Source organism: Acinetobacter nosocomialis NIPH 2119 (assembly GCF_000368085.1).
GTDB lineage: Bacteria > Pseudomonadota > Gammaproteobacteria > Pseudomonadales > Moraxellaceae > Acinetobacter > Acinetobacter nosocomialis.
Genome location: NZ_KB849239.1, coordinates 1,232,092 through 1,257,151 on the forward strand (window position 1 = coordinate 1,232,092; position 25,060 = coordinate 1,257,151).

General features: G+C 35.8%; 20 protein-coding genes and 1 pseudogene. 6 read left to right on the forward strand and 15 right to left on the reverse strand.

Annotation, left to right across the window (positions count from 1 at the left end):
• Window positions 1-31: 31 nt before the first annotated feature.
• The 12 genes from F984_RS09800 to F984_RS09855 all read right to left on the reverse strand — a co-directional run bounded on the left by F984_RS09800 (window position 32) and on the right by F984_RS09855 (window position 14,268).
• Complete coding sequence (locus F984_RS09800) at window positions 32-3,004, reverse strand: Tn3 family transposase (protein WP_004708944.1); 2,973 nt, start codon at window positions 3,002-3,004, stop codon at window positions 32-34.
• 6 nt (window positions 3,005-3,010) lie between these two features.
• Window positions 3,011-3,973 (reverse strand): site-specific integrase, encoded by a 963-nt coding sequence (locus F984_RS09805; RefSeq protein WP_004708945.1) that lies wholly within the window; start codon window positions 3,971-3,973, stop codon window positions 3,011-3,013.
• Window positions 3,974-3,996: 23 nt separating this feature from the next.
• On the reverse strand, window positions 3,997-4,431 hold the full coding sequence (locus F984_RS09810) for a YqaA family protein (protein ID WP_004708954.1): 435 nt from the start codon (window positions 4,429-4,431) through the stop codon (window positions 3,997-3,999).
• Window positions 4,431-5,738, reverse strand: a complete 1,308-nt coding sequence (locus F984_RS09815; RefSeq protein ID WP_004708956.1) for an MFS transporter — start codon at window positions 5,736-5,738, stop codon at window positions 4,431-4,433. The genes F984_RS09810 and F984_RS09815 overlap by 1 nt, the downstream gene beginning before the upstream one ends.
• Window positions 5,739-5,814: 76 nt before the next feature.
• Window positions 5,815-6,504 (reverse strand): hypothetical protein, encoded by a 690-nt coding sequence (locus F984_RS09820; protein ID WP_004708957.1) that lies wholly within the window; start codon window positions 6,502-6,504, stop codon window positions 5,815-5,817.
• Window positions 6,505-6,514: 10 nt separating this feature from the next.
• Entirely contained in the window at window positions 6,515-7,228 is a 714-nt protein-coding gene (locus F984_RS09825) for a HupE/UreJ family protein (protein WP_004708958.1), read from the reverse strand.
• Window positions 7,229-7,247: 19 nt separating this feature from the next.
• Window positions 7,248-7,607: a hypothetical protein gene (locus tag F984_RS09830; protein WP_025469307.1), complete on the reverse strand. Its 360-nt coding sequence runs from the start codon at window positions 7,605-7,607 to the stop codon at window positions 7,248-7,250.
• A 12-nt stretch (window positions 7,608-7,619) separates the two neighbouring features.
• A complete protein-coding gene (locus tag F984_RS09835; protein WP_004708960.1) occupies window positions 7,620-10,754 on the reverse strand; it encodes an efflux RND transporter permease subunit in 3,135 nt (1,044 codons plus the stop codon).
• A gap of 17 nt (window positions 10,755-10,771) precedes the next feature.
• Window positions 10,772-12,241 (reverse strand): efflux RND transporter periplasmic adaptor subunit, encoded by a 1,470-nt coding sequence (locus F984_RS09840; protein WP_004708961.1) that lies wholly within the window; start codon window positions 12,239-12,241, stop codon window positions 10,772-10,774.
• Complete coding sequence (locus F984_RS09845) at window positions 12,234-13,451, reverse strand: TolC family protein (protein ID WP_004708966.1); 1,218 nt, start codon at window positions 13,449-13,451, stop codon at window positions 12,234-12,236. The genes F984_RS09840 and F984_RS09845 overlap by 8 nt, the downstream gene beginning before the upstream one ends.
• Before the next feature lie 48 nt (window positions 13,452-13,499).
• The gene (locus F984_RS09850) at window positions 13,500-13,946 is read right to left on the reverse strand and encodes a hypothetical protein (RefSeq protein WP_004708968.1); all 447 of its coding nucleotides are present in this window, start codon (window positions 13,944-13,946) and stop codon (window positions 13,500-13,502) included.
• Between the two features lie 61 nt (window positions 13,947-14,007).
• Entirely contained in the window at window positions 14,008-14,268 is a 261-nt protein-coding gene (locus F984_RS09855; RefSeq protein ID WP_004708970.1) for a metal/formaldehyde-sensitive transcriptional repressor, read from the reverse strand.
• 60 nt (window positions 14,269-14,328) lie between these two features.
• Between F984_RS09855 and dmeF the strand changes: the two genes are divergently transcribed.
• Window positions 14,329-15,264 carry a CDF family Co(II)/Ni(II) efflux transporter DmeF gene (gene dmeF, locus F984_RS09860; protein ID WP_004708976.1) on the forward strand — a complete coding sequence of 312 codons (936 nt, stop codon included), beginning with the start codon at window positions 14,329-14,331 and terminating at the stop codon, window positions 15,262-15,264.
• Window positions 15,265-15,355: 91 nt separating this feature from the next.
• Here the strand turns inward: dmeF and F984_RS0103815 are convergent, their stop codons facing one another.
• Complete coding sequence (locus F984_RS0103815; protein ID WP_004708977.1) at window positions 15,356-15,790, reverse strand: DUF6367 family protein; 435 nt, start codon at window positions 15,788-15,790, stop codon at window positions 15,356-15,358.
• 183 nt (window positions 15,791-15,973) lie between these two features.
• Between F984_RS0103815 and F984_RS09865 the strand changes: the two genes are divergently transcribed.
• Window positions 15,974-17,008 carry a DNA-binding protein gene (locus tag F984_RS09865; protein ID WP_004708979.1) on the forward strand — a complete coding sequence of 345 codons (1,035 nt, stop codon included), beginning with the start codon at window positions 15,974-15,976 and terminating at the stop codon, window positions 17,006-17,008.
• Window positions 17,009-17,018: 10 nt separating this feature from the next.
• Here F984_RS09865 and F984_RS09870 read toward each other — a convergent pair whose 3' ends face one another.
• Complete coding sequence (locus F984_RS09870) at window positions 17,019-20,069, reverse strand: DEAD/DEAH box helicase (RefSeq protein WP_004708981.1); 3,051 nt, start codon at window positions 20,067-20,069, stop codon at window positions 17,019-17,021.
• Between the two features lie 150 nt (window positions 20,070-20,219).
• Here F984_RS09870 and F984_RS09875 point away from each other — a divergent pair, with 150 nt between their 5' ends.
• From F984_RS09875 to F984_RS09885, 3 genes are all read left to right on the forward strand, one after another.
• Window positions 20,220-20,930 (forward strand): hypothetical protein, encoded by a 711-nt coding sequence (locus F984_RS09875; protein WP_004708984.1) that lies wholly within the window; start codon window positions 20,220-20,222, stop codon window positions 20,928-20,930.
• A gap of 13 nt (window positions 20,931-20,943) precedes the next feature.
• A complete protein-coding gene (locus F984_RS09880) occupies window positions 20,944-22,053 on the forward strand; it encodes an XRE family transcriptional regulator (RefSeq protein ID WP_004708986.1) in 1,110 nt (369 codons plus the stop codon).
• Between the two features lie 255 nt (window positions 22,054-22,308).
• The gene (locus F984_RS09885) at window positions 22,309-23,334 is read left to right on the forward strand and encodes a hypothetical protein (protein WP_004708988.1); all 1,026 of its coding nucleotides are present in this window, start codon (window positions 22,309-22,311) and stop codon (window positions 23,332-23,334) included.
• 223 nt (window positions 23,335-23,557) lie between these two features.
• Here F984_RS09885 and F984_RS09890 read toward each other — a convergent pair.
• A pseudogene (locus tag F984_RS09890) lies at window positions 23,558-24,301 on the reverse strand (biotin/lipoyl-binding protein); the annotation flags it as partial.
• 116 nt (window positions 24,302-24,417) lie between these two features.
• On the opposite strand from F984_RS09890, the gene F984_RS09895 reads away from it, so the two are divergent.
• Entirely contained in the window at window positions 24,418-25,059 is a 642-nt protein-coding gene (locus F984_RS09895) for an error-prone polymerase regulator EppR (RefSeq protein WP_004708993.1), read from the forward strand.
• Window position 25,060 lies beyond the last annotated feature (1 nt).

Below are 25,060 nucleotides of genomic sequence, written 5' to 3' on the forward strand. Positions count from 1 at the left end.
TGAATATAATAAGTAATTCCGTGCAAAACTTTTAGGCTTTCTTTTCAATTTTAACCTTATAATTTAATGGTCGAATTTTTTGTTCCAGATTGAGGATGTAGTCACCATATCGGTTGATATGCTCTGTGCGGTATGGTGCAAGGCCAGCCAAAATCTCTTCATCTATTAGGTGGCCTTCATTCTGTAATTGTTTCAAAACACCTGTCATTGCTTCAACATTATGTAGAATTGTCATGTTGGCGACTAGCTGGTTGTACTTAATAATTTTACGTTGTTCATCTCTGATATTTTCAGAAATGGTACCTTGATTTCCAAAGAATAGCCATTTTACAAATTGGTTAAATTCTTCACTCTTATTGGTTGCTGCATTGATTGTTGAGCGTAGTTTTTCATCAGCGATGTATTTTAAGAGAAATTCTGTTCTAACAACTCGTCCTAATTCTCGAAAAGCAAAATATAGTTTGTTCTTTCTACTGGCTGTACCAAGTCTTTTTAGGATTGTTGATGGTGTAATCTTCCCTGCTTTTATGGATAAAACTATCCGCAGCATATCTGGTAAATGTGTTTCTATTAAATCCCACTGAATGGACTCAGTAAATATATTATTAATATTCTTATATTTAATGGACTTATCTGGTTTAAAAAATACTAACTTTTTCAGATTTCTGATACGAGGCATCAAATTAATACCCAAGAGGTAAGCCAATCCAAATACAGGGGCACTTTGGGCATGTGTGTCCCCATGGAGAGTATCGGGCTGGATATCTGATTCATTTTTTATCAGACCATCTAAAATATATACAGCTTCATAAACACCACATGGGATAAAATGGCTAAATAATGCAATATACATGTCAGACACATGGTAATAGCCTATCCCACCGTAACCACCATATCTAATATGGTATTCAGAAAGTAGGTTTTGTTCATACATATTCCATTTTGTACCATCGGCAGATGCACTTTTTCCTGTTCCCCAATATGTGGGTAAAAGAAATTTATTATAAGCATTGATAACTTGTACTATTGCCTTATCTAGACGTTCTTCGGTTACATAGCGGATGTTAAGCCATGCAATCTGCTTTCGGTGAAAACCTTTAATCGACCTAGCTGTTTGTGTAGGTCCAAGGTTACAGCCATAACAAAAAAGGCTAACCAAGAATCGAGTTTGTGGGTCTTCTAATTTACCTTGAAATCCTGATATGGGTTTAAATTGTTTATGTAAGTCTAACCATTTCTCTGTTTCGGTTAAAATATCCAAAATATTTTTATCAGGTAGGCGTTCAGAAATAAGTTTATCAATCTTTTCCAACTGAGCAGATTTATTTCGTGCAGCAGACTTTCTAATCATAATCTCATTATGATGCAGTTCCACACTTTGATTATCTGGAAATTCACTATCGACTTGATTTGCCGTTATGATTAATGACTGTTTCAAATGATTGATAAAATCTTGCCCAACAATTGGTAAATCCAGCATTTGACCATAAGCTAAAGCTTGCTGCTCATATTCCTCCCAATCAATAAGTTGATCTCTATAATCACTATATTGGTCACTGTTGCTGACATATAAATCACCAGACCGTAATTCCTGCATGATTTCTGTTAGAACACATAGTTCAAAATATTTTCTGTCAATTGTACGAGATGGCTTAGCTGACTGCTCAAAGATAAATTTACGCCATTTTTCAGGTATCCATTTTAGACTGCCATGTTGTAGAGGATAATCTAGATATTTTTTATGGCTATGTCGACTCTCCAAGACAAACTGGATTGCATTGATCAATGAAGTATCAGATGAGGTGGTTTTGAGTTCTAGTAAGCTGATGCAATTTAACAAAAGCTGACGCTGAGGTTGATATGGACGAATCAGAAATGGAATATAGTTATTTCCTGCATATGCAATATGTTCTTCACATTCAGCAAGCAGTAGCATAGGGTCACTATGGATAACATTCTTAACGAGCTTACCTCTTTCTTCATTGTTTTGTCCTTCTTGAAATGCCTCTAATACATCTCTTAACTGGGTAATTAGCTTTTCTGCTCGTTTTTGATGTTCAATAAAGTATAATTTTAAAGCCTCTTCAGCACTATAGTGTAACTTTCTCAGCTTTTTGATGAGAATTTCAACAATATCATCGAGGGTTCGATTAAGCTGGGAATGTATTAAAATTACTGTTAAGGCGTAGCGTTTATTGGGTTTTAATTCTTTCATTTGGGTAATGGTTAAAGCCCTAGCTTCGAGCGTAAACTGGAGATGTTTTGAAACTGGAATATGTGATATATCTGGGATATTTTTAATCCAATTTTTAAGCCAGAGGATATGCTCAATATATCTTTTCACCTCTTTATTGGTTGGTTTTTTAGATTCCTGTTTTAATTGATTCCAACCACTAGAATTTTTTGATTTATCCAAAATTAGTAAGTTATTTAATTCAGTGACTATTTCATCGGATAATAAATCAGCTATATTATTAAAATACTCCTCATTTACCATACTTCTTATAGTCTGGGCTGTACGACTTATTGTTGTAAAGCCAGGTAATTCATAGTTTTGTCGTATTAGCTCCTCAATCACAATATTAATAATATCAGGAAGTTCTTGTTTTACTGTTGCTGCTTGCCGAGCGGCTAGCTCAATTGCAATATTGGTGTTCTCACTTACAGGTATAATTTTTAAATAATTCCTAATTGAATTTACGATTTTTTGTCTATTGCTTGAATTTTCAACCAAGTTTAATGATTTCAAAGACATTCTTGGTTCTTTTACCGAATTTTTAATATGTTCAATAATACTATCTGGAATATCCTCTAGTTTAGGCATATAACCTAATCTCTGTACAGTTTTTAGGATAAGCAAATAGTAAATACGGACTGGCATCAAAGTGGAAAAACGCCAAGCCAATATCATTTCCTTGTCTGTTGGCGTATAAGTCGATTTAACTTCTTCTGCTGTTAAACTAGATTTAAAGCGTGGATAAGCTGTTTCATAAATATCAACCACTTGTTATTATTCCTTTTGATGATTGTTTTTTAATTCTAAATTAAGTCGAGCAAATGGATTTGTAGTCTCAATATATTTCATTGCTGAATTGATATTTTTCCAGCCTACATACTCCATAAGCATTTTCATGTCCCAACCGTTTACTGTTGCCCAATTCGCAAAGCCTCGTCTTAACGAATGTGAGCTATATAATTCAGGTGAATCTATACCGATTTCAGCAAATAATTTTCTTAAAAGTGGAATAAGACTATCAATATGAAGCCCCTCTTTACCAAGTTGTCCCCATTGATTAATTGAACGAAAAACTGCCCCGTCTGTAAGCTCACTGATTTGAAGCCAATCGGTATAAGCAGTGACAGGACATAATTGGTTGAGTGCGGGGACTTTAAAACTTGTACCTTTATTATGACGGTCGCCTTTGCTTTGGGGCAAATAACATACCATTCCCTCGCCTTGGCTCACTTCGATAAATTCTATTTTAAGTCTGGTGAGTTCATCACCACGAAAACCTCGCCAGAATCCTAGTAATAAGAATGCCTTATTACGTGTATGGCGAAGTTCAGCAATTCTGTTACCTGTTTCTTGGGCATCGGATATAGCTTCATCTAGCCATTTATTAGCTTTGTAGAGTTGTTCAATCTGAAAAGGTTTGGCTCGTTTTTCCTGAGTTGGATGTAGGGTTTTTATACCTTTCAATACTTTGTGAACTACAGATGCTTTCGTGGGATCTGGAAATCCCTGCTCTATATGCCATTGTGCAAGTGCTGCTAGCCGTTGATTAAGTGTATTAATGGATAGTTTATCTGCATAATCAATCAGGTATTGAGCAATATTGTCTGCTGTTGCTGGAAGAAATCCTTTCCACTCAACTTCATAATGGCGTACCGCACTTTGATAACTCTTTTGTGTATTCTTACGAACAGAAGCATCTATATAATGTTGAATAGATTTGTCTGAGTTTACAACCATATTTCCTCCCTACCACAACTAAACTATGCTAGAAATACACCTAAAAATATTAAGTACAAGAATAGGTATCTCAATAACTTAGCAATAAATACAATGATAAAGAATGTGCTAAATTTTTCCTTTAAGACCCCACTCATTAAAGTAATCGGGTCACCAATTACAGGAATCCAGCTTAATAACAATATTGGTGAACCATATTGCTGATATAGCTTTTGTGCTTGAGACAATTTTGTTTCTGATACAGGAAACCATTTCTTATCTTTGTATTGCTCAATTCGAGTACCCAACCACCAATTTACACATGAACCCAAAACATTTCCGATTGTTGCAACAGCAATCAATAAAACGACTGAATATTTTCCAGTGCTAATAAGACCTACGAGTACAGCTTCTGATTGAAGCGGTAGTAAAGTAGCAGCTCCAAAAGCACTGATAAATAAACTTAAATAGCCAAGCATTATTTCAACCATTTTTGATGATATTCATCAATGATATATTCATGGACATGCTGCCCATTGATTTGGTGTTCTTTCAAATGCTCATGATCCGATGGTAAATTATCATGTGTATGTACTTTGGCTTCTTCATCTGTTTGTGACCATAATAACGTTGCCATTATTAGTGCCAGTACAGCAATGATTGCCATTGGTATAAACGTAAATAATGTTCCAAAGGTTGTACTCAACCAGCCTACTAGTGGATATGTGATTAACCAGCAAGCATGAGAAAACGCAAATTGTGCTGCAAATAAAGCTGTTCTATTTTCACTGGATGCTGATTTACGGATTAATCGCCCTGTTGGTGTTTGAGCCACTGAATATCCCACACCCAAAATAAACCACAATGCCAACAACCAAGCATAGGAATGAATGAAATAGCCTGTGAATAATCCAATTGTCAGTATGGTTGTGCCTGTTAGCATCACTGTTCTATCATTAAATTTATCAAGAACTTTAGGCAATATAAATGCTGAAAGCATAGAACCAAGACCAAATAGACCAAACGCCCAAGTCGTTGCATGTTCTGTCAGTTTAAAGGTGGATTGAACCAGTACCACTGTATTGACGATAACGACAGCACTTGCCGAAGCAATGGCTAGGTTTAATGCAAGTAAGGCTTTTAATCGTGGGGTATTAAAATATATTTTCGCCCCTTGTTTGATTCGACTATATACACCTTTAAATTCAGGAATTTTTGCGACAGGTAGTTTTGCACTGACGACAAATAATGCCGAACCAATGAAGCCAATGACTGTACCCAAGAATAAATTGTTATAACTAATCACTGTCAGTAGCAGCCCTGCTAACATTGGACTAATTATATTTTCTAAATCATAAGCTAGACGGGACAGTGATAAGGCATTGGTATAATCTTTTTCATCAGGCAATACATCTGGAATCGTTGCCTGAAATGTAGGGGTAAATGCTGCTGATGCGGATTGTAGAATAAAAATTAACAGGTAAATCTGCCAGATTTGGGTTACAAATGGCAGGCAAAGTGCTGTTAATGCCCGAATAATGTCTAATCCAACCAAGACCTTTTTTCGGGGTAAACGTTCTGCAAAAGCTGAGGCGACAGGTGCGACAGCAATATAAGCAATCATTTTGATTGCCAGTGCAATACCCAAAACCTGTGCTGCTTTTTCTCCAGCCATATCATAGGCAAGCAAAGCCAATGCTATCGTAATTAAGCCAGTACCAATTAATGCAATCACTTGTGCAAGAAATAGATGTCTATATGTTATGTTCTTTAATACTGTAAACATTTTATCGGCTCTCCTGATTCGCTTGATTTACCCATAGAACGTTTAAGAGCATTGCTCTTAAACGTTCTTGAATAGATTAAAAGACCCGCTTCATTTCACTGAACTGTCCTTCAACTGTTAAGGTTACTGTGACAGCTTCTTTTGTACGATTTCGCCAGAACCAACCATGTTTACCATCAAATGCAGCCGTTAAAGTCCCTGATTGCTTCGTCTCATTTCGACCTTTGCCATAACCATGATAAAAATCTTTAGGGGCATTCACTGGGTCACCATGTGTATCAAAATTCAAACCACCACCTGATGTTTTCCAGTCGAAATTAACACTTGCACCTTTAGGCATTGCCAATTTCACTTCTGTTGCCTGACCAGCCTTGAGGTCAATCGAGATGGATTCTTTGGTCACAGCAGGTATCATTCTGACTGGTTCATTTTCATTTGAATCCGTTGTATTCGCTTGTGTTTGTCCAAGAGCTTGGGTTGCCTCTGAGACACCTGTGCTATCTCCAGAAATATCAAACTCTTCTGCAAAACCACCTGTGTTTCCACCCATTCCCTGCTCAGCCTCTTCAGCCAAAGACTGTTTAATTTCTCCCATCTCAACCAAACCAATGGCTTTTCCAATCCCTGTTGGGTCGATACCATATTCAGCAGGCATTACACATGCCACTAATACGACTACAGAACTGACGGCTGCAATTGCTGTTGATTTAATCAACTTTTTGGAAGATGGAAGTTGAATGTCTTTTGGAATTTCAGTGTTATACATAGTTCAATCCTTATTGTGTGATAAAGCCAGTAAGCTGATAGCCGACCAATAAAAAGCCAAGAAACATCAAAAAGACATTACTTTGATAGGCTGTTTTAAAGAAGTAAGGGGTTTTTCGCCACATGGTCATAAATAGCAAAATGATGCACAATGCCATGAGCTGACCAAGTTCAACACCGACATTAAATGAAATTAAATTTGCCAATAGACCATCTTTAGGGACTTCATACTCCTGAATTTTGACGGCTAAACCAAAACCATGTATCAGACCAAAAATTAAGGTTGCAATTTTGGTATTGGGTTGATACCCAAACCACCTTTGATAAGCACCCAAATTATCTAAGGCTTTATAAACAATAGAGAAACCAATGATTGCATCAATAATGTAGGCATTCATTGAGATGTTGTAGTACACGCCAATCAGCATCGTAATTGAGTGACCAATCGCAAAAAGACTGACATATAAGCCAATATCTTTCATCCGATATAGGAAGAAAATAATGCCAACCAGAAACAATAGGTGGTCGTATCCTGTGACCATGTGTTTCGCTCCCAAATAGATAAATGGGATGATATGGACACCGTAGATTTCCTGAATGTAACCTTTGTCACCTTCCGAAACACCATGTGCAAATAACATTGGGCTAAACAGGAATAGACTTAATACTGCTATCAGTTTTAAGCGGCTTCTTGATTTTACCCACTGCAAGAAAGAACTTGTCATATAAATTAAACTCCAAAAATTAAATAATGATTTGATAATCCATTAATTTTTTTGGCGGTTTAAAAATGCGATTCATCACTAAAAAGGTATAGTGTTTGATTCTGTCAATAATTTGACAATTGAAAATCAGTACAATAAAACTAATATTTTGACCGACACCATAACCAACAAAATGTTCATGATAAGTATCTTGGTGGCTATGTATATGCGGTTGATTCACTTCATGCTGATGTGGATGTGCCTCTACATAAGCTGCGTCCTCAAATGAACTGGTTTCAGTGACATGGGTATTAAAATGCAGGCACAATGCAAGACTAAGGATGCAGACAAGCCACATCATTATTCCTTTAAACTTTTTATCTTGCAGCATGCCCATCATTTAATTATTTCCCTAAACCTGTTGCTCAGAGAAATTTTCTACTTCTACTTTACGTTTGGCTCTTTGGTTGAACCAGACATACAGGGTAGGCAGAATAATTAATGTAAGTAATGTGGAAGAAATAATCCCACCAATCACCACTGTTGCAATGGGGCGTTGAACCTCAGAACCAATGCCGACATTTAATGCCATTGGAATAAAGCCCAAAGAAGCGACCAGAGCCGTAATTAAGACAGGTCTTAATCGTTCTAAAGCACCATGTTTGACAGCATCAACCAGACTTTGCCCTTGAGCTTGCAGGCGTTGAATGGCAGTGACCAGTACCAATCCATTGAGTACGACTACACCCGATAGAGCAATAAAACCGACAGCAGCAGAAATGGAAAGTGGAATATCTCGTAAGGCTAAAGCAATGACACCACCAGTTAATGCAAATGGCACACCTGTAAACACCAATAAACTATTGCGGATATTACCCAAGGCCATGAAAATCATGGTAAAGATTAATAACAATGCTACAGGTACAACCACCATCAAACGATTGGTAGCAGACTGCATCTGCTCAAATGTACCTCCCCAAGACATCCAGTAACCTTCTGGTAATTTGAATTGGGAATCGACTTTAGCTTGAGCTTCAGCAATATAACTACCTATATCTGTTCCACGCACATTGGCAGTGATGACAATTCGGCGTTTACCATTTTCACGAGAAATCTGGTTTGGCCCTTGAATGGTTTTTAACTCAATCAAATCGGACAACAATACATTTGAACCATCTGGCAAACGCATTGGAATTTGATAGAGTTTTTCCAGATTGCTAACAGAACTTTCCTCCATTCTGACGACAATGTCGAATTTTCTATCGCCTTCAAACAGCTTGCCTGCGGTTTGTCCAGTGATTAGGCTAGACACTTTATTTTGAACATCCTCAGCATCTAAACCATAATTGGCAATCATGTCCCTTTTAAGTTCAATCGAAACCATTGGCAAACCAGACATTTGCTCAACTTTTAAGTCGGCAGTTCCATTGACTGTTTCAAGAATATCTGCAACTTCATTGCCAAGCTCCAACAGTTGCTCCAAATCATCGCCTGAGATTTTTACAGCGACATCAGTACGAACACCAGAAATCAGCTCATTAAAACGCATCTGAATTGGCTGAGTGAACTCGTAGTTATTGCCATAAACGCCTTTTGAAAGTCGTTCAATGTCAGCCACGACATCAGCTTTTTCCTTATTTGGATTTGGCCATTCACTACGGGGTTTTAACATGACATAGTTATCTGCCACGTTTGGTGGTACAGGGTCGGTTGCAATCTCTGCCGTACCAATTTTGGCAAGAATGGTTTTGACCTCTGGAATCTTTTTAATCTCTCGTTCAAGTGCATATTGCATTTCGATTGCCTGAGTTAAAGACGTGCCAGGAATACGCAATGCGTGTAATGCCACATCCCCCTCATCCAGCGATGGAATAAACTCTGAACCAAGACGAGTAGACAAACTGGCACTAAAGACCAAGAAACCTGCAACAAAAGCAACCAGTATCATTCGATGGTTAAGTGACCAGTCCAGAACAGGGTTATAAAACTTTTTAATGCCATGAATGATTTTAGACTCTTCATCTTTTACTTTGCCTGTGGTAACCAATGCAATCATGGCAGGGACAAAAGTAATGGAGAGAATCATGGCTGCCAGCAATGCCATTACTACTGTTGCTGCCATTGGTGTGAACATTTTTCCTTCAACACCTGTCAGCGTCATCACAGGTAGATAAACCAGAATAATAATGAGCTGACCATAAAGAATGGCTTTTCTGGATTCTTTGGTGGCATCAAATACGGTAGCAAATCGTTCCTGTCGAGTGAGTACCCTCCCCAGCTCTTTCTGTTTTAAAGCAAGCTTTGCCAGAGATGCTTCAACAATCACCACAGCACCATCAACGATAATCCCGAAATCCAATGCGCCAAGACTCATGAGATTGGCACTGATTTTCTGATTGACCATGCCTGTAATGGTCATCAACATGGATAATGGAATAACCATTGCAGTAATCAGTGCCGCCCGAAAATGCCCTAGAAAGATAAATAGAACCACAATCACAAGGATTGCACCTTCCAGTAGATTCTTCTTAACAGTTTCAATTGTTGCATCAACCAGTGTGGTACGGTTATAAACCGCTTTTGCTTCAACACCTTCTGGTAGTGACTTTTGTACTTCCTGTAATTTTTGGTCTACAGCATAAGCTACATTACGAGAATTCTCGCCAATCAACATAAATGCTGTACCCAGTACAACTTCCTGACCATCTTTGGTCGCTGCACCTGAACGCAATTCGCTTCCGATAGATACTTCTGCAACATCACTCAAACGTAGGATATAGCCATTACTTGTGGTAATTGGAATATTCCTGATTTGCTCAATTGATGTGATTTGAGAATCGGAACGAAGTAAATATTGCTCACCATTTTTTTCAATATAACCAGAACCTTTGTTCATGCTATTTTTTGAAATGGCTTCAACAATTACCTGTTGGTCTAAGCCAATACTCCGCAAATAAGCATAATTAGGACGTACTACAAACTGTTTTAAATAACCGCCAATAGTATTGATCTCATTGACACCCTCAACATTTCGGAGTTGCGGTTTAATCACCCAATCCTGTAATGTCCTTAAATCCGTGGCTGACATTGGATTTGGATTATTGGGTGCATTCTCAACGGTGTACATAAAGATTTCGCCAAGCCCTGTAGACACAGGCCCCATTGAAGTGGAAATACCACTTGGCAGACTAGGTACAACACCCTGAATTCTTTCATTCACCAATTGGCGAGCAAAATAAATATCTGTACCTTCTTTAAAGATAACAGTGACTTGTGATAAGCCGTATCTTGATACTGAACGGGTATAGTTAAGATTTGGAATACCTGCTAGAGCTGTTTCAATTGGAAAGGTCACTTGAGTTTCCATTTCCAGTGGCGAGAGTCCCTGAGCCTCGCTGTTAATTTGTACCTGAACATTTGTAATATCAGGGACTGCATCAATTGGCAGTTTGAAATAATTATAAACACCAAATGCACCGATAAACAAAAATACAATCAATACCAACCAACGGTTCTTGATTGACAGTTTTACAATCTGGTCAAACATGTTCGCTACTCCTGCTTTTAATGGTCATGAGAAGCGCCAGATTTACCCAGCTCTGCTTTTATAAGATAAGAATTACCTGCTGCATATTTTTGTCCAACTTTTAAACCCGATTTGACCTCAACAAAGCCATTGAATTTCTCACCCAACTCAAGTGGACGAACTTCAAAGTCATCACCAACACGAAGAAAAACCACGTCCCAGTCACGATAGGTTTGTAGTGCATCTTCACGTACTACCATCGGTTTCAAGGATTGACTTTCAAAGATTTGTGCTGAAATCAACTGACCTGAACGCCAGTTAAACTGATTCGGAATTTCAACAAAGGCTTGAGCAGTACGAGTTTTAGGGTTAATCACATCACTGATATATTTAATACGCCCCAGTGCTTCTTCTGAATCTGCTGTCTGTGACCTGATAGTGACTTTATTGCTTGCTTTCACCACATTAAATTGATCAGCAGGTATATTCACCACTGCCAAAAGCTGTGAGGTATTGGCAATTTTAAACATCGGGGTAGATGGATTAACATTTGTACCAATGGCACTGAGGATTTCCAGCACTGTGCCTGACATGGCAGCACGTACTTCAATCATTCCGTTGCCAGAACCGCCATACGAGTTAATGATGTTACTTAACTCATTGACACGAACCTGAGCCTGATCAAATTCACGTTTGGCATTAATATAGTCAATTTCAGGGGAAACACGTTTTTGCCATAAAGCCCATTCTTGCTCCATTTTTTTACGTGTAAACTGCAAGGTATCTTGAGCGATGGTACGTTCAGCATTTAAACGAATCACATCCTGACTCTGCACAGTTGCCAGTAAGTCACCCTGACTAACCTTATCACCAATGGTACGATGGGTTTTAACCAGTGTGCCGCTTGCTTTAGGGGTAATAAAACTCTCAAAATTGTCTGGAAATTTAAGCTCACCTTTAAGCTGTAAGCTATTTTCAAACATCATCGGTTGAACCGTTAATAATTCCAGTCCGCTACTTTTTAGACTAGCATCGGGAATATTGGCACGACCTTCTTTGGTGTCCCATTGCCATGTATGCTTTTTGCCTTGATATTCAACATTAATCATCATCAAGAATGAATGTGGTTCATAAATCACTTCATTTCCAATCAGATAGTCACTTTCAGGAACAAAGCGAATATTCTGTTCCGCATCAAGACGTTTGATGAAAATATTTGCTGTAAGTTCTTGAGGCTTTAATGGCTTATCCTTGAAATAGCCATATACACGTAAATGAGGTTCAACACCTTCCTCAAAAATCTTAACTTCCGTAGAGAAATCTCCATCTCGATATAAGCGTCCACCATGTGGGCCTTTTTCATCGCCAGCAACCACAGCATTTTCTTCTACAGCTTCACCTGAACTCTCCTGTGGTTTATTACCTGTCTTATACCAAGCAATCGCACAAAGGATAATCAGTAATGCAACAATACCTGTCGCAATTAAAGTATTGGTGGTTTTATTCATGTTGTTCCCCATATTCCTGCTCTAAATTGGTGACGTAGTTTTTTTCAATCTCTGCAATTTGATTTTGCAAAGCCAACCACAGGTCATAACGAACTAACTGTTTATCCAACCAAATTTGCTTATTGCTATTAAATTCCAATAGGGAAATCTTGCCTGCCTGATAGCCCAGTTCAGCAATACGTAAACTTTCATTAGCTGCGGGTAATATTGTGCTGTCATATTGCTTGATTGCATCAATCAGGTTTGAAATCTCAACCGATTTATTTTCCAATTCAATTTTAGCGTTACGGTTTGCCCAAACAGATTGAGTTTCCGCATTGGCTTGGGTGGCTTGAGCAATGGCAATATTGCCTTTATTACGATTGAAGACAGCGAGTGGAATTGAGGTGGAAACTAAAAATACCTTGTCACTGGTTTCCTGATAATTTCGGACACCAACACCCAATGTAATATCAGGTACAGCCTCTTTTTTTGCCAATTCAAGTTGCGTTTTTGCCAACTGTGTTTTTAAGACACTTTCCTGTTCCAATAAACTGACACGATTGGAAAAGTTAATATCCAAAGGTACTTCAATGGCTTGGTTTGGCAAATCAGGAAGATATTTAGAGCAAAGGTTTCTCTGATATTGAATCTTCTTTAACTCATTTTGATGACGTAAAGTTGATTCTGCTGACAATGCCGAACTTAACTGGACATCAGAGGGAATCACACGACCGTACTTTAACTTTTCGGTGAGTACATTGACTTGTCGCTTATACAAACTACTTTCGGTTGAAAAAATTTCAGCACGCTGGGTTGCAGCATACCAGTTTGACAGGCATGTCCTTAATTCTGATTTAAGTTCTGCCTGACGTTTGACAATCTCAAACTGATTATTGCTGCCCTGAAATCCTGCCAGTTGTTTACGTAATTGTAGCTTATTGTTCAAGGGAATATCTTGAGAAAGCCCAATCATGGTGGTAGGACCATCAAGTTCTTTTAACTTGGAATTTCCTAAATTATCCAGTTCCACATTAAAAGTTGGATTGTTCAATCGCCCAGCGTATTGTTGATTGACATCATACGCAGACTGCGATTGCTGCAAACTCTTGAGAATTGCATCGTTTGCTAATACCTGTTGTTGTAGTTGGACATAATCTTGCTCTGCAAAAGCAGGTGCTGCCGTGACTACCAAACCACAGGTAAGAAATATCTGATAAATTTTAGACATGACTTTACCTATACAAAAAAATGAAGAATTATTTTTTGTATAGAAAAATCAATTTCTTAGGACGATAAGAGCTTTTGTATAGGTGTATGAATTACGTAAAATAAATATTCGTTTCCTAAAGTCAAAGACCCGAATCTGATGTTCAGATAACTTTAGGAACAGAAAAATAAGAGCAGTGACAAAACTTAGAATAAACACAGGGTCTATAGCAAAGTCATCATCAGCATGAACAGGCTTTACGGAATGATGATACGTAGGTTCGTCATAGCTTGTCCAATGATGGTTTTTATTATCTTCTACGACAACTTCATCATGCTCATGGTGTTCTAATGACCATAGGCTAAGATTATCTGATTGAACTGAAATGTTTAATTGATGGTGATGGTCTATATTTTTAGCAATAACAGGCAACCATGCATACAAACCTGTTGTTGTAAAAGTAAACAACAACAAGGTAAATGTGAGCATAAGTCTGAAATACTTACCTGTTAGCATGGTCATCAAGCAAAATCTTTGAACAAAGTTAAAATACTATTAAAAAAATACAAAGCAAGTCCTATTTGTACTTTTTTAATAAATCCAGAAAAATTTCCAGTTCAGTTTCATCGTAACTATCGGAGAGAACATGATTTTTTAGATGGTCTTCTAATAGTTCGTTCATTAGCCCATGAACAGCCCCACGAATTGCAGCAACTTGTTGCAATACCTCTATACACGGTGTTTTACCCTCACTTACCGATTTATAGGTTGCATTCATTTGCCCTTGCAAACGACTAATACGATTCAGGACTTTCCTATTGTGCTGTAAATGAGCCATTGAAAGTTTACTCCAAATGGAAATATACTGTATGGGGTATTTTAACATGGAAATAACAATATGCTCAATCTTTTATCAACCCAACACTCTCATCAATTTGATGAGGGTAACCCCTTAGCCCAGAAAAAAATCTTGATTGCAACGATATTTACAGGCGTCATGATGGTTGCTGAAATTTTTGGTGGGATTGTGTTTAACTCGATGGCACTGCTTGCTGATGGCTGGCACATGAGTTCACATATGGTTGCTTTGGGATTGGCATATGTTGCCTACCGTGCTGCTCGACACTATGCCAATGATGAAAGGTTTTGTTTTGGTACATGGAAAATTGAAATTCTTGCAGGTTACAGCAGTGCTATTTTATTAATGGTTGTTGCTGCTATGATGTGTTATAGCTCAATTGAACGATTATTTAACCCAGTACAGATTCATTATAATGAAGCAATCCTAATCGCCATTTTAGGTTTAATCGTGAATCTGGTCTGTGCATGGTTACTACATGACAATCACCATCATAGCCACGATCATCATGATCACCACAACCATGACCATCATTCCCACCACCATGAACATGATCTAAATCAAAAGGCTGCTTTTCTTCATGTTATTGCAGATGCAACCACTTCAGTATTGGCAATCATTGCCCTTTTTGCAGCAAAATATTTTGGATGGAATTTCCTTGATGCCGTACTTGGTATCGTGGGGGCAATTTTAGTTTCCAAATGGGCATGGGGTTTAATTAAACAAACCAGTAAAACCCTTTTAGATGCTGAAATGAAAGAGCCAGTGGTTGAGGAAATTCGGGAAGTTATTACTGAGTTAAATCCAACGATACAGATTACAGATTTGCATGTCTGGAAAGTGGGTAAAGGCAAGTTCTCAAGTATTCTTGCACTTGATACACAGGATCATAACTTAACCCCAGAAATCGTAAAACGTGCTTTGTCTATACATGAAGAAATTGTACATGCCAGTGTGGAAATCAATTATAGATAACAATATTTGTACCTAGCATGCTTAATATTTTAAGCATGCTAGGACTAAATTTTTAGGAATCTTTCACTATCAAAAGTTAATTAAAAATCAATTAGTTAATTAATAAAATTTTTATATTTTCAGTATTATATACACATTCAAGTAAAAGTGTATTATCGGTATCGCTTTCCGTATAGTGTTCAAGGGTAATACCACCATCTAATTTAAGAACTTTCTTTGCAATTTCTCGAACTTTTTTATTTTTACCAACACTATCATTAAATGAACCCTTATCGTGTCTAGTGCCATTTACATTCCATGACACTTGCATATTTTTATTTGCAGTATGTTTTGTTTTGGCAATATGTACATGTCTTTGCAACGGAATCTTAGGGTCTTCAGGATCAACCCTATAGCTATAAGTACTATCATATTTTTGCCAGTAACTTTCTAAGGTAATATTCCCTAAAAGTATAGTTGGAACTTCTAAAAGTAAATAATTTGGCTCTTCTTCCTGTTGATCCAAAAATTCATCAAAACTTAGCATTATTTTTCTCCCCTTTAAATTATGTAATAAAATTACCATATTCTCTTATCTAAAAGCTAATAAGGCAGGATAACTACATCTTATCCTGCCTTAATTTTTGTATAAATTTTCTTCATAATATTTGATTTTTCGGTATGTAATTATGTACCATGTAATACATAATAAAATTGTAGGAATTGTATCATGGCTCGTTCTGGACTAAGTAAAGGTGATATACAGAAAGTTAGAGATACTCTAATTTCTCAAGGACAATACCCTTCTGTTGATGCTGTACGAATTGCATTAGGCAATACTGGTTCAAAAACTACAATACATAAGTATTTAAAAGAATTGGAAATAGAAGAAGAAAAAGGAACAATCAAGAAAATTACAATTAGTGAATCTATTGAACATTTAATTCATTGCCTTGCAGAACAGTTGCAAGTTGAAGCTAATATTGAAGTAGAAAAACTCACACAAATGTTATTAGACAAAGAGCAGGAACATGAAAAGTCTGTAAATTTATTACATAATGAAATAGAGTCCCTCACCTCTCGTTTGACACAGCTCGAATTAGCTTCTCAACAAGAGTTAGATGCTTACCACAATACCAAAGCCTTGCTCCAAGAAAAGCAAATTCAAAATTCTTCACTAGAACAGCAAGTTATTAGTCTAAAAGAAGAAATTTTTAACCATAAAAATTTCCAGAAATCACTGGAAGAAAAGTACCAACATGCCCAAAAGTCGCTAGAACATTATCGTGAGTCTGTGAAAGAACAACGAGACCAAGAAAACCGTAAACATGAACAACAGGTACAACAGTTACAGGCAGAAATAAAACTACTGCAACAAACCATCGTGATTAAACAAGACGAGATTACAAATCTAAAAAGCCATAATCAGGCCTTGGATACCGAACTTACTTTATCCAAACAGCACAACGAACAACTGACAGGTGAAAATAAAAATATATCTAATCAATTAACTAAGATAGATAAACAGCTTCTAGTAGAACAACAAACCAACCTTTCTAAAGAACAAGTAGTTAAAAGCCTTTCTGCTAAACTAGCTGAATATGAAAAAGGGTTAGAAACCCTAAAACATCAGCTAACACAAATGCAAAAAGATATTCATGCTAAAGATGCCCAGCTTAACGCTCAGGTAGTTTTGATTGAAAATCTGAATGCTGTCATTAAGCTGATTGAGGACAAAAAATCTGTTCTACCAAAACAAATTTAAATCAATCAACTTATGGAGACACAAATATCTTCATATCTACATCTTGGTTTGAAGTTTGACTAAACCAGGTATCTAGTAACTGATATGCTTGAACAGTTTCAGGGAGAGCTGTACTTGGACTTTTAAGTTGAGATATAAAATGCTGGTGCGAAAAAGCATTTCCAATAACTAACCATATTTCTTTACGTACCAAAGGGTCTTGTCTGCGTTTATCAATTATCTCAATTACATCATCTAAGGAGTGGCTAAGATCAAAGGCTTTATTAAACAATCGAATACGGCTATCTAGACATACTCCATGTTTATTACCAGTTGATTTAGGCCATGCCTTTTGGATATTTGTAATATTCCCATATCTTGAAGGGCTATTATTCAATAAATAATGCAGATTTTTTAGAGCTTGGCCTCCAACTTCACAAATGGCACCCGCAGAAGATTGTGGAGATTTGGAACTATCACCACATTTGACATGAACAAATACAACCCTATCTTTTGAAGATAAAATAAAATCTGCTGGTTCAGTCCCCATGTCAGTACATAGCATTAGATCTATATTTGGTAAATATTCAAAAAAGTGACCTAAGTCATTTAGACTAACACTAGGATCTTTGACATTAGACATTTGGTCGATTAAATGAAAAACTGAATTAATACTAAAGTTTGTAGGTGCTAAATTCTCTTCATCTTTTTCAGATAAGTTAGGTTTTAGTAAACATGGTAAAGGTATAATATTATTAACTATATTATGATTCAGTTCATTTTTCTCTGTAGGTAACCTATGTTTAAAGAAATGGCCATGTGAAAAAGTTGTACCATCTCTAAATAGAAGTTGCACTGTTATATTATTGAAAATTTCCTTTAACTCAACTTTTTGGTTATCAATAAAAAATTCCAGATCAGTATCACATATAGCATGAATCTCTTTTTTTTCATTAAATTCAAAACTTATGAAATTTTCTAACTTATTTATCGTATCATCATCAGGATGGTAATATAGATTAAAGAAAGAAATACCTCTATTGTATCTTTTATAGATAAAAGTATTATCTATATTTTGTCTAAAACCATTGTAACCAACCTCTATTAAACCACTAATATCAGTTAGATCCAAAATGCATAACGTAGGATCTTCTGTAGGAAGATACTCTACAGCTTGTGAATAAGAGTTTAAAAAAGCACTTTTTGTTTGTTGATTAGCTGCAAATAAAATATTTATATGATCAATCCATTCAATAAACTCTTCATAAGAGAATTTAGAATTCTTTTGATCACATATTCTTCCAGAGCCTACACCTAAGTAATAAGATGAGGCAACTTTATCTTGTTCATTAATATTCGATACTATAGCTGTAGTAACTGCATATGCTGCATTGGATTGCGAATGATTTATAGCTTCTAGATCTACACTTTTTAAGGAAATACTTTCAGGGCGATGCTTGCTCAGTTGAAGAGCACGTGTATTTGCTTGTTTTGTTCTGGTTTTCTTCGTTTCTGCAACCACAGTAAATAACTTATCTACATCAATAGCTCTGCCAATTTTTAGATCATCTCTACCATTGAATTTTCGACCTTTACTATCAAATATTGCAACAATATCTCCTATTTCTTTTATCACCATTATTTCTAAAGATGGTTCAAAAAACAAGCTATCTTTAAGGAATCTAGAATTATTAAAACATACTGATGTAATAACACCTATTTCTATATTAGGTTTTGTTAATGCCCCCTCTCTATTAAACTCCCAATAAAGTTTATCCATACAATCATTTAAACTAAATGCATCTAATTTGTAGTAAAAACATACTGAAGCAAGAGGAATCTCTAAAGAGGTAATAGGATCAAATTCATTAAAATTAAACTTCTTTCTATAGCCAGAATCAAAATAACTATGTTCAGGAAAAACTTCTAAGTAATTATCTACTAGAAGAGCTGTATCTAGTGTATTTAAAAAACGTTTTGCTGAATGTGGATTAGAGATATATTCATCAAATTCAAGATAGTTGTTCCATAGACTATGATTGCTTTCTGTTGAAACTTCTAAAACAGTCGGTTGATAATCCTTATATATCCTTACTACTCTTCCAATTGTCTGAACTAACTCTTTACCACTGCCTACAGGGTAAGTGAGAATTAAAATTTTTGCTTCTGGTACGTCAATTCCCTCATCTAATTTTTTCTGATGGATCAAGACCTCATAATTCAATTCAGCTAAATTAGCTGGAACATTATTATACGCATGTTTAATATTTTTATTTTCATATTGATCATGAATAGCTATCGTTCTATAAGTCTCTTTAAACTTAGTAAAAAATATCTCAATATCTCTAAATTCTTTACATTTAATAATGCAGACAGAGTCGGGCTGTATTTCCTTAATACGATTTATTTTTTCATAGAGTTGAGTAAAATCAGCTTCTTCTATAGATTTTGATATATTTATGGTTTCAAAATTTGGTGTAACAATGACCCGATCCTCTATAGCCTGTTTATAAGTATAGATATAACTATGCTCAGCATCTATGTCAAAACTAAAAAGATCATTTCTGTATGGGGTTGCTGTTATTATTACTTTTTTTGCTTTTAACTCTCTAATTGCAGTGCCCCATTTAGGTGATGGTTCTGCATGACCTTCATCAATTAATATTAGATTAAATGTAGTCTTTAATGCCAATAACTCATCTTCGCTTAAAGTAATAATTTTCTGAAAAGTTGTACAGTAGATACCATTTTCTTCTGTATGATTAATTTGATTGAAAATTCTTTTAGTTAGAAATTGTTTATAATCTATTTCACTAGATAGGATTTTTTCAAAGAACTTACCTTTCAATTGTTTGTACAATTGATTACATACTGCTCGTCTATGTGTTACTACCAAAATTTTTTCAAAGCTAGAAAAATGACCTATTGTACAAATAACACCACTTTTACCAGCGCCAGTTGGTAAACTAATAAGACATGAACGCTTAGTATCGTCAGCCAGGTAATTTGCTATAGTTTCGATACTCTTGATTTGACAATCTCTGAGTTGGTTAAGAATTGCATCATCTATTATTGAAATCATAATGTATAGTTACTCTTAGATCTATTTTGGTTCATGCTAATTAGGATATTTGTCGAGATAATATATCACCAAATTTACAAAATGTCTTTTTTTTAACATCAAATGATGCTATAAAAAAGACATACCTATACATTATTTTGGATTAAAAATATGAATCTTGAACTTCTTGACAAAGATTCTCTAAACGACTCAGAACCTACTCCCTGTGACTTCTTCTTTGGTGTGAGTGGCCGGCTGAAAGCTTTAGAACTAGGATTACCTGACCCAGAATTAATCAAACAAGCAATTATGATTGGCGATGCGAACTTTAGACTAGATACAATTTATCATAAGTCTAGATTCATCTCCCGCTGGGGTAAAATTGGTGAACAACTTGCACTTTTACTAAGAAAAACAGACCCAGCTTGGGAGTTTCATAACGATAGTCAGCCGAGAATTGAAAATACGGCTAAAAATATCCAAATTATTTTTATGAGTGGTAACTTAGCATTAGGACTTCAAGATCAAGTCCTTTCTGCATCGTGTGTAAAAGGCTACATGACTTTAAAAAACATTAAAGAAAATCAATCTACTTATGATGATGGATCAAAGTTGCGTACATGGATTTTATATTTCCCATCCACTTCTCATCCAGCTTATAAAGCAACCGATATCCCAGCGATTCCTTTTGAAATCGCTTATCCTACCAGTTTTGTTCAAACACCAAATAAAACAAAAATCGACATTTTACCTAGCAATCACTCTTGCAGAATTGCTTGTGAAATAGATAATACACTCCCAATAAAAGTTGATACCAAGCCTGTGTTAGATCCGTCTAGTGAAATTAAGCCAGATGATTTTGATATTCAGCTTGTAGGATAGGTTTGAGGTTAAAGTGTTTAATAAGGATCGTTTACGTATTGCTAAAGAATTACGTGGTCTTAGCAACTCTGAATTTGCAGAAAAACTTGGTTGTTCTACATCTAAAGTAAAACAACTATTAGATGCTGATAAAGAAATTAATGAAAATGATCAAGCTTCTATTTGTACTGCATTGAATTTGCCACTCTCTTTTTTCATCACTAATGTTGGATTACAACCTCAGCAGACTGAACATATTTTTTATCGTTCTGTTGCACGAATCAAAGCCCAACACAGAAAGTCAAATGAAGCCCATACTCTTTTAGCAATGAATATTAATAAGTATTTGACTCAAAGAATGAAATTGCCAGAATTTCATCGACCTGATTTAGATATTACAGAGGCATTAGGCGAGCAAAATTATCCAGAAAAAATTGCTTCAGAACTAAGAGCCTTATGGGGATTAGGAAACCAACCTATCAACAATGTCATTTCGTTATGTGAACTAAAAGGAATTAGGGTTTTTAGATTGCCACTTGAAATTAAAGAAATTGATGCATTGTCTTTCTTTGATGATGAAAGCGGCAGTCCATTTATGTTTGTAAATAATTTTAAATCTGCTGAAAGGTCACGTTTTGATTGCGCCCATGAACTTGGGCATATTGTTATGCATACTCACAATAAAGATATTCGTATCGAGAGAGATAACAGAATTCTTGAGACAGAAGCTGATCAATTCTCATCAGAATTCTTAATGCCAACAGATGCTTTCTTTGCCACTGCTCCCCGCTATCTATCTATTGATAACATGATTGAGTATAAAAAAACATGGAGAACATCTTTAAAGGCTATAAATTACAAAGCGCATAAATTGGGGCTAATTAGTGATTGGGTTAATCGAAGCAACTCGATGAAAATTACCTCAATGGGATATCATACAAGTGAACCAGAAGAAACTCATCGTGATGAAAGTGTTATGTTACCGAAAATCATTGGTTTACTTGCATCACAACCTGGTTTTGATAAAAATAAAATGCTTGATGAGATAGGTATTTCAGAAAATGATTTTAATCAGCTTACATTTGATTCATTGGCTAAATTAGAATTACCGAAGAAAAGACCGTTATTAAGAATTCTGGATTAAGGGATACACGTAAACTCAAAATGGCTAAAAATTAGTTCTGTATTAATTTTAGCCTTATTATTTCTTTAATTTATAATATTATAAAACAAAATAGTAATTTTTTTATAAATCGTTGCCAGCCCTCTCATTAAGTGAAAGTTAAAAGAATCTATTAAATAATTCTTTCCACCTTACACTTAAAAAATGACCTAAATACTTATAATTACATGTATATCAGCTATAGTTAGCTACACCCTACCCATACTTGGAAAAAATATGTGTAATGAGAATTTATTAACTATCTATAAGAAGAAGCTTGCCGATCTCGATAAAGTAGGGGGTAATGCCTACTTAGCATTACAAGAGGGAGTTCTTCAATATATTGAAGAAATACGGCATCAAACGAATGATCAGACTTTAGTAAATTATTGTACTAATCTAAGAAATACAATTGATAAGATCAATGCTTTTACAAATATTGCATCTATTGAAAAAATTGTACAAGACATGGGGGAAGCTTATTTCTTTGCAATAGCATTAGATAAAGGCGTATGCTTAACAAAAATTATTGAAACTTCAATGCATCAGACTCCAGATTTTGAAATCACCTTAAAAAGCGGTAAAAAATGTTACTTTGAAGTAAAAACTCCATCATTAGTGAATAGTCAAGAAAATTTAAAAGAACATCAAGAACAGTCATTAAATGCAAGAATAAGCATTGATGCACAATTGCAGGCAGGAAATAGTGTAGCTTTTGGTGAAACTTGCATGTCACCTTGGGAGTGTAACAATCTTTTAGAAATGATTGATAAAGGGATAGCAAAAATCCAGCAAAATATTAAACCTGAGCAGTTTACCCACACACCAACTTTTTTGGTAGTTAATTGGAGTCTATTACAACTATATAGTAATAAGAGAGATGGAATTATTCAGCCCTATTTCAATAATGATGGGTACATTCAAAGTGGTGAATTTTGGGCTATGGCATTTGGAAATAGAGGAATGCCTATCATAGCTTTTAATGGTATTGAAGGTCATCCAACTATTATTGGAAACATGGAACAATTTGCAATACTAAATCGGAAAAAAAATAGTATCGTCAGTGGTTTAATATTTCTTTACTATCAATGGGGACATTCTTCAAATGCTGAACAGAATATTTGGGGCCTATATAGAGATCATGGACAATTAGCGGAAAGTTTTAGTGATGAGGAAAGAGAAGAATTATGGAGTATTCTTATAAAACTTCATGGTAACTATTGGAACGATAAGGATAATACTCAAGCTTACAGATGGGTTTAAAATTTTAGGAATAGCGTACTTGTACATTGGTTGCAAATCGAGATCACTGCATCTGGGTAGGTAGTTCACGTTTGCTGGTTCTGGCCAATACTGGGATCAATGTACTCATGTACTATACTAATGGTTGTCCCTTTTGAGTTGCAAAAAATTGCACGGAATTACTTATAATATTTATAATGTTAGTATCACTTTTGATAAATTCCGTACGAATCGTGGCCGCCCCTCGAACCCATTTTGGATCGGTTAAGGCCAATGTATAAACTGCCTTTTGCGCAGTGGTCATATCTCCAACTTCTTGTAGTCGCGCTCTCACCACTGCATTTACAGGAGACTTTAGTACAGCTTGAGTAAGGTTATAGTTGATTAGATCTAAATTCGCTTTGGTTGCGTCATATTGTGCTTTGGTTGCTTCTCGATCCTCTTGTCTAGCGCCTTTAATGACCAATTCTAAATTAGCTTGTCTTTCACGGACTGCTGCTTCAGCACTATGTTGATTACTTTTGGCATAGTCGAGTTCTTGTTGGCTAATTGCCCTACCATCCGTACTACTCACCAATATTTGTAACCTTTGCAGGTTTTTACTGGCTTTATCTAAATCAGCTTGAGCAGAAGCGAGTTGTGCTTTTGCTTGACTAATTTCTTCTGGCCGAGCTCCGACTTGTTGTTTAACGATAGCTTCTTGTTGAGCTTTGAGTTGTGCTTGGGCTTGCTTTGCCTGAATTTGTAATGCATTAGTATTCAGAGTTGCTAATACTTGACCGGCTTTAACTTTATCGCCCTCTTGAACTAAGAGTTTTTCAATACGGCCCGACTGTTCAAATGCAAGTGAAACTTGGCGTATATCCACGTTTCCATATAGAGTCAAATTACTATCTTCTTGATTTTTAGTCTTATATCCCCACACCCAAAAACCGATGACAACCAGAGCTATAATAACTAGGACTATGGCAATCACTTTTTTATTCATCTTATTATCCTTTATTAAATTCAAATTTTCTTAGTTTAAATTCAATTTAAATTTAAATTACTCCAATCTTTGAATAAAAGATATACTTTTATGGTGAATGAAAATTAGGTTTAAACATGTCCAGATCTAGACGAAGTGATGGTGACTTAACAAAGACCAAAATTATTGAGGCAGCAGGACCATTAATTGCCCAGTATGGTTTTGCAAAAACAGCGAACAAAACAATTGCTAACGCTGCTAATGTCGATTTAGCTGCAATTAACTATCACTTTGATGGTCGAGATGGTTTATATCAAGCAGTTTTGGTGGAAGCACATGCCCACTATCTAGATGAACAATACTTACTAGAACTTGTCGAAAGCACTTACTCTCCTGAAGAAAAATTGAGTTTACTACTTGAAACTTTACTGCATAAATTGACAGAAAAAGATGTCTGGCATGGCAAAGTTTTTATTCGTGAACTGTTTTCACCTTCTGAGCATTTATTAAGTTTTATTGAACTTACAGGTATGAGAAAATTTTTTCTTATTCGTAAGTTAATTAGTCAAGTTGCTGGTTTAGAGGAAAATGATCCAGCGGTTTTACCATGTATTTTAAGCGTGATGACACCTTGCATGATGCTCATTATTGCTGGACCAAATGCTCAAGCACCTGAGCCTCTTAAAAATATTGCTCAGATGCCATTGCATGCTTTAATTGAACATTTCAAAAAATTTTCATTAGCAGGATTAAAAGCAATTAGCCAATCAAAATCCTAAA

What these genes read in the sequence shown, in the direction of transcription:
- F984_RS09825 (WP_004708958.1), bottom strand. Translation starts at nt 7,228, where the DNA reads ATGACAAGTTCTTTCTTGCAGTGGGTAAAATCAAGAAGCCGCTTAAAA.
- dmeF (WP_004708976.1), top strand. Translation starts at nt 14,329, where the DNA reads ATGCTCAATCTTTTATCAACCCAACACTCTCATCAATTTGATGAGGGT.
- F984_RS09815 (WP_004708956.1), bottom strand. Translation starts at nt 5,738, where the DNA reads ATGTTTACAGTATTAAAGAACATAACATATAGACATCTATTTCTTGCA.
- F984_RS09830 (WP_025469307.1), bottom strand. Translation starts at nt 7,607, where the DNA reads ATGATGGGCATGCTGCAAGATAAAAAGTTTAAAGGAATAATGATGTGG.
- F984_RS0103815 (WP_004708977.1), bottom strand. Translation starts at nt 15,790, where the DNA reads ATGCTAAGTTTTGATGAATTTTTGGATCAACAGGAAGAAGAGCCAAAT.
- F984_RS09845 (WP_004708966.1), bottom strand. Translation starts at nt 13,451, where the DNA reads ATGTCTAAAATTTATCAGATATTTCTTACCTGTGGTTTGGTAGTCACG.
- F984_RS09895 (WP_004708993.1), top strand. Translation starts at nt 24,418, where the DNA reads ATGTCCAGATCTAGACGAAGTGATGGTGACTTAACAAAGACCAAAATT.
- F984_RS09875 (WP_004708984.1), top strand. Translation starts at nt 20,220, where the DNA reads ATGAATCTTGAACTTCTTGACAAAGATTCTCTAAACGACTCAGAACCT.
- F984_RS09870 (WP_004708981.1), bottom strand. Translation starts at nt 20,069, where the DNA reads ATGATTTCAATAATAGATGATGCAATTCTTAACCAACTCAGAGATTGT.
- F984_RS09840 (WP_004708961.1), bottom strand. Translation starts at nt 12,241, where the DNA reads ATGAATAAAACCACCAATACTTTAATTGCGACAGGTATTGTTGCATTA.
- F984_RS09820 (WP_004708957.1), bottom strand. Translation starts at nt 6,504, where the DNA reads ATGTATAACACTGAAATTCCAAAAGACATTCAACTTCCATCTTCCAAA.
- F984_RS09850 (WP_004708968.1), bottom strand. Translation starts at nt 13,946, where the DNA reads ATGCTAACAGGTAAGTATTTCAGACTTATGCTCACATTTACCTTGTTG.
- F984_RS09885 (WP_004708988.1), top strand. Translation starts at nt 22,309, where the DNA reads ATGTGTAATGAGAATTTATTAACTATCTATAAGAAGAAGCTTGCCGAT.
- F984_RS09855 (WP_004708970.1), bottom strand. Translation starts at nt 14,268, where the DNA reads ATGGCTCATTTACAGCACAATAGGAAAGTCCTGAATCGTATTAGTCGT.
- F984_RS09835 (WP_004708960.1), bottom strand. Translation starts at nt 10,754, where the DNA reads ATGTTTGACCAGATTGTAAAACTGTCAATCAAGAACCGTTGGTTGGTA.
- F984_RS09865 (WP_004708979.1), top strand. Translation starts at nt 15,974, where the DNA reads ATGGCTCGTTCTGGACTAAGTAAAGGTGATATACAGAAAGTTAGAGAT.
- F984_RS09805 (WP_004708945.1), bottom strand. Translation starts at nt 3,973, where the DNA reads ATGGTTGTAAACTCAGACAAATCTATTCAACATTATATAGATGCTTCT.
- F984_RS09810 (WP_004708954.1), bottom strand. Translation starts at nt 4,431, where the DNA reads ATGCTTGGCTATTTAAGTTTATTTATCAGTGCTTTTGGAGCTGCTACT.